This window comes from Moorena sp. SIO2C4 (genome assembly GCF_010672485.1).
Taxonomy (GTDB): domain Bacteria; phylum Cyanobacteriota; class Cyanobacteriia; order Cyanobacteriales; family Coleofasciculaceae; genus Moorena; species Moorena producens.
Map to the genome: position 1 here is coordinate 1 of NZ_JAAHGN010000588.1, position 4674 is coordinate 4674.

General features: G+C 42.7%; 3 protein-coding genes. 2 read left to right on the top strand and 1 reads right to left on the bottom strand.

The window, feature by feature from the left end; genetic code table 11:
- Positions 1–349 precede the first annotated feature (349 nt).
- Positions 350–2065 (top strand): hypothetical protein, encoded by a 1716-nt coding sequence (locus F6K20_RS25085; RefSeq protein WP_008189495.1) that lies wholly within the window; start codon positions 350–352, stop codon positions 2063–2065.
- A gap of 785 nt (positions 2066–2850) precedes the next feature.
- A complete protein-coding gene (locus F6K20_RS25090; protein ID WP_008189486.1) occupies positions 2851–3099 on the top strand; it encodes a hypothetical protein in 249 nt (82 codons plus the stop codon).
- An 83-nt stretch (positions 3100–3182) separates the two neighbouring features.
- Here F6K20_RS25090 and F6K20_RS25095 read toward each other — a convergent pair.
- Positions 3183–4674: polysaccharide biosynthesis tyrosine autokinase (locus F6K20_RS25095; protein ID WP_287296447.1), on the bottom strand; the 1492-nt coding region annotated here is incomplete at its 5' end.

Here is a 4674-nt window from a genome sequence, read left to right on the forward strand (position 1 = left end):
TCCCCCAGTAGACTTTGCTGTCGAGATTGGCTAAGCGAAAGACTATACCTAAGAGCAGTAGGGTAATGCATAATAGTCGCAAGGGAGGTTGAGGTAATTTCCCTAGCTTTAATCTTTTGGTTTCCATCACACAAAAAAGTACACCGAAAAGTATACAGGAAAGTACAAAGGTAATTGATTCGTATTCGTTTAATTTGGATATTGTACTTGATCGCTTTTTATTGACCGTTTCCTGATTACTGTTAACGATAATATTTCACTGTTAACAATAATACTTAATCTAGAAACTTACCGATAATCGTCACTCCATTATCCCATTTTAAGTATCTCTACCCAAACACAAAAAAGTATGAATCCCCCAGCCTCGAATCCCCCTAAAAACCAAGTAATATTTTGGTTTAGCTTGAGCCTAGCATTTGCTATGGTTTACAGCCTGATTGCCCTCGAAGAAGCCTTTAGTAATCAATACATTGTACAAGATGATGCCAGACAGCATGTATTTTGGATGCAACGGTTTTTTGATCCCAGCTTATTTCCCGATGATCTGATTGCCAATTACTTCCAATCTGTAGCACCTGCTGGCTATACTACCCTCTATCGGCTGATAGCATTTGTTGGGATTAATCCCCTCTTATTGAATAAACTACTACCGATGGTGCTAGGGTTGATTACCACTAGTTACTGTTTCGGGCTTTGTCTACAAATGCTGCCCATCCCAGCCGCAGGATTTATTGCGTCTTTGCTCCTAAATCAAACCCTATGGATGCTCGATGATTTAGTATCAGCAACCCCTAGGGCGTTCATTTATCCCCTGCTGCTAGCATTTTTATACTACCTATCACGGCGCTCATTGATCCCCTGTCTAGTAGTGATCACCCTCCAGGGTTTATTTTATCCTCAGTGCGTTTTCCTGTGTTGTGGCGTCCTGGTGCTGAAACTGTTGCGTTGGCGAGAGGGTAAAATCAGACTATCCTCCCAGAAGAATGACTATTGGTTTTGTGCAGCTGGGTTAGGTGTGGCATTCATCGTCCTGTTGCCCTATGCTTTGACCACTTCTGACTATGGTCCAATTATCAGCGCACAGCAAGCCAAAACAATGCCAGAATTCCAACCAGGAGGGCGAGTTGCCTTTTTCGATCACAACCCATGGCATTTCTGGTTGGAAGATGCTCGCAGTGGTCTATTTCCCCGAAGAAAGCGTTTACCTATAGCTGTCTGTGCTGGTTTACTATTGCCTATCCTGTTACGATTTCCCTCATGGCTACCGTTAGTGAAGAAAGTCAAAGGGGAAACGGTACTCCTGACTCAACTGGCTCTAGTATCCGTTGGCATGTTCGTTATGGCTCATGGTGTCCTTTTCCGACTGCATCTACCCAGCCGTTACAGTAAGCATAGTCTGCGAATTGTGCTAGTCTTAGCTGCTGCGATCGCTATAACTCTATTACTTGATGCTATTATTCAAGCTTGCCAGACGGTAGCCTTCCCTCTAATTCCAGGGAAACCAGTGTTGGGACGAGCGATCGTTACACTCGTGGGAATGGCTCTAATCTTGTCTCCTCTTGGTTTCCATAATTTCCCCAAAACCAACTATGAGCTTGGGAGGCAACATGGCCTCTATGAATTCTTTGCTAAACAATCAAAGGATATCCTAATTGCCTCACTATCAAAGGAAGCCGATTTCTTGCCAACCTTTTCTGGACGGTCAATCTTAGTCAGTAGAGAATACGGTATTCCCTATCATACTAACTATTACAACCAATTTCGCAACAGAGCGATTGATTTAATTCAAGCCCAGTACAGTCCAAACTTAGCTGAAGTTAAACAGTTTATTAGGCAGTACAAAATTGATTTTTGGTTGTTAGATAAGAAAGCATTTAATCCCCAATATATAGCTGAAAATCGCTGGATTATGCAGTATCAACCAGTAGCAGCAGAAGCTCAAGCTCGACTCAAACAAGCCATTGTTCCGGCAATTGTTAACGTAATCGATTCCTGTTCTGTTTTCGAGACAGAGAAGGTTGTGGTTTTGGATACCGAATGTATAGCGATAACTAGTAACAGTTAAATAGGTAAGCCCAAATCAATACAGCTATGTAACTATATATAAACAAATCTATCTAAACATGCTGGCTCAAGGGCATAGATTGAATTTCTAGATGTTTTACAAAACTTGACATCATTTAGTTCCATTAGTCGGTTTAATCATGCCTACCTACTAAATGGGTAATTTGGGAAACCCTAGTAATTCATGTGATCCCAGCCCTGAACGCTACTTGGTATGACACTAACTCTTGATTTTCATCATCACTTTAAAAAGCGATGCTCTTACAGAGCCGCTACGCGATCGCATCCCCTTTTTCACCCAATCAAGCTAACCCAAATAACAAAACTCAATCAATTAGGGGGTCAAACCCCTCAACTTATCTGAAACGACTGGGTTCAAGATTTTAATTAGATGCCCTAAATTGTTGTTAAAGTCAATTCTTATATTGTAGCAGGCATTACCAAATTCAGCCATCAAAACCCTACCTATCCCAGGGCTAAACCATTGCTCTGTATCTAATACAGGAAAAGGAAGACAAGGAAGACAAGGTGGACTTGGAAGAAAGACAAAATAACCAAACAAAATCATCTTCCTCCCCCTCTACCCCCTTCTCTGCCTCTCGCATTACTCTAAAACAAATACGTAAGCCTTGGTTGAATACGACAAGCCCGTCCAAAGCAATTTGGACAGGGTTGAGCATCACTATCAAGACTGAGACAGGAACTATCTCAGTTTTACTACTAACGTTTACACCACAGGGCGTAAACGCTGGTTCGCTCTCAACACACTACCTCGAATTTTGAACTATGAAACCCTGTGCCGATCAGAATTTAGGTGCCCATGTATTCTGGAATCCTTATCAGCCTCATCAACCATTAACACTCTTTTCTAAAACTGCTCACCCTGTAGCGGATAAACGTTTGTATCGTAAGGGTAAACGGTTACGCTTAACTGTCGAGGTTTCCCTAGTCCTGTTCACACTAACCTTGATGGTGTCAAGGGTGATGCTAGTCCTGTTAACATACGTATTTTCATCCCCAGCTACTGATCACTAACTATAATGATTAATGGTCAATTAACCATTAACCATTAACAAAAAGCAATCAAGCATATTAAAAGTTATTAACTGGACTTCATATCATCTCATGTTCTGATCTAGAAGCTTTTTCACCTTCATGGTTGCTGAATCGGTTGTATAGTAGTCCTGATGGTGATAATAGGAGCTAGTTGCGTAGTTCTCAACATCATTAGCAACAATACCTAAAAGATTAGTCCTAGAGGTTTTGAGTTCATCCAAGGCTTGCATTAGAACTGAGCGGTCAGTCTTGTTTAATCTGCCTACGAAGACCATACCATCCGTGTTAGCTGCTAGAAGGCGGCTATCGGCAAGTCCGATCACGGGAGGTGTATCATAAATAACTAAATCAAAAACAGCATTAAAATGCTCCATCAAAGTTCCCATCTTTGGCGCAGATAGTAACCGAATCGGATCATGTGCTGGGGAACCAGCAGTTAGCACATGAAGATGATCCCACAGGGGCACTTGCTGGATGGCTCGGTTAGCTTTGATCCCCTTACTAAGGACGTCACTCAAACCAAGTTGATTGTTCAAACCAAAAATTTTATGTACCCGGGGACGGCGCAGATCTGTATCCACCAGTAGCACCCGCCGACCCATAGCAGCAGCCACTATAGCTAGGTGGACAGCAACGGTAGATTTACCGTCTGCTGGTCTAGCTGAGCTAATCACAATAGATTGGATTGGCTTATCGCAGCCGAGTAAGCCAATATTGCGATGGAGGAACCGAAACGCCTCTAAAAAGGGAGAAGCTTGCTGCAGTTTTGGCGTTGAGTTATTTTTCTGATTCTTAGGGAAGCTTGGAACAAAAGGTATACCTTTGCAGCTTGATGACTTGGTTGCCTTAAGTGCTGGATGGTAAGGAATAACACCAAGAAGAGGCAATTGGGTATGATGTTTAAGTTCGTCGGGAGAGTGGAACACATGGTCTAAGCGCTCCATCAACCACCCTGTTCCTGCACCCAGTAATATACCTGCGATCGCTCCCAAAATAATCTGAAGTTCCTGATGTTGCGGAATCGGATATTGAGGCTGTTTGGGTTTGAGAATAAGTTCCCAAGAATAAGGCTGGAAGCTTTCCTTAAGCTCCAACAGAGTGTCTAATCGTTGGGTTTTATCTCTAAGTTTTTGCCGTAAACTGGTGTAGGTTGGATCTATCACCAACATCTGTTTCATGTCTTGCTCAAGACTTTCTTCTTCCTCAGCAAGAGCTTGTTGTCGTGCTTGCAAAACTGATATTTGGATGCTCCGATCTACCAGTTGTTGAGTGAGCTGCTGGTGAATTGAATTGGGTGATATCTTAGGAACATCTGTATTTGTTAGTTTGATCCCTAGTACCTGTTCAGCTTCAGAGCGTAACAGGGATAAGAAATTATACTTTTGCTGCTGTAGGGTCTTGATGGTTGGACTGTCTGGAGTATAGCGGCTTGACTCGATAGCGATCTCAGCCTCAACCTCTTCTAGGTGGTTGAGCATCTTTTGGTAGTAAGGGTTTTCAGCCAAATTCACTTGAGCCAGAGCTAACTCCGAGGCGCGAGAGTCCTTGACCTGA

Bases quoted from the DNA above. Each gene is read 5' to 3' on its own strand.
- F6K20_RS25090 (WP_008189486.1), top strand. From the start codon at position 2,851: ATGAAACCCTGTGCCGATCAGAATTTAGGTGCCCATGTATTCTGGAAT.
- F6K20_RS25085 (WP_008189495.1), top strand. From the start codon at position 350: ATGAATCCCCCAGCCTCGAATCCCCCTAAAAACCAAGTAATATTTTGG.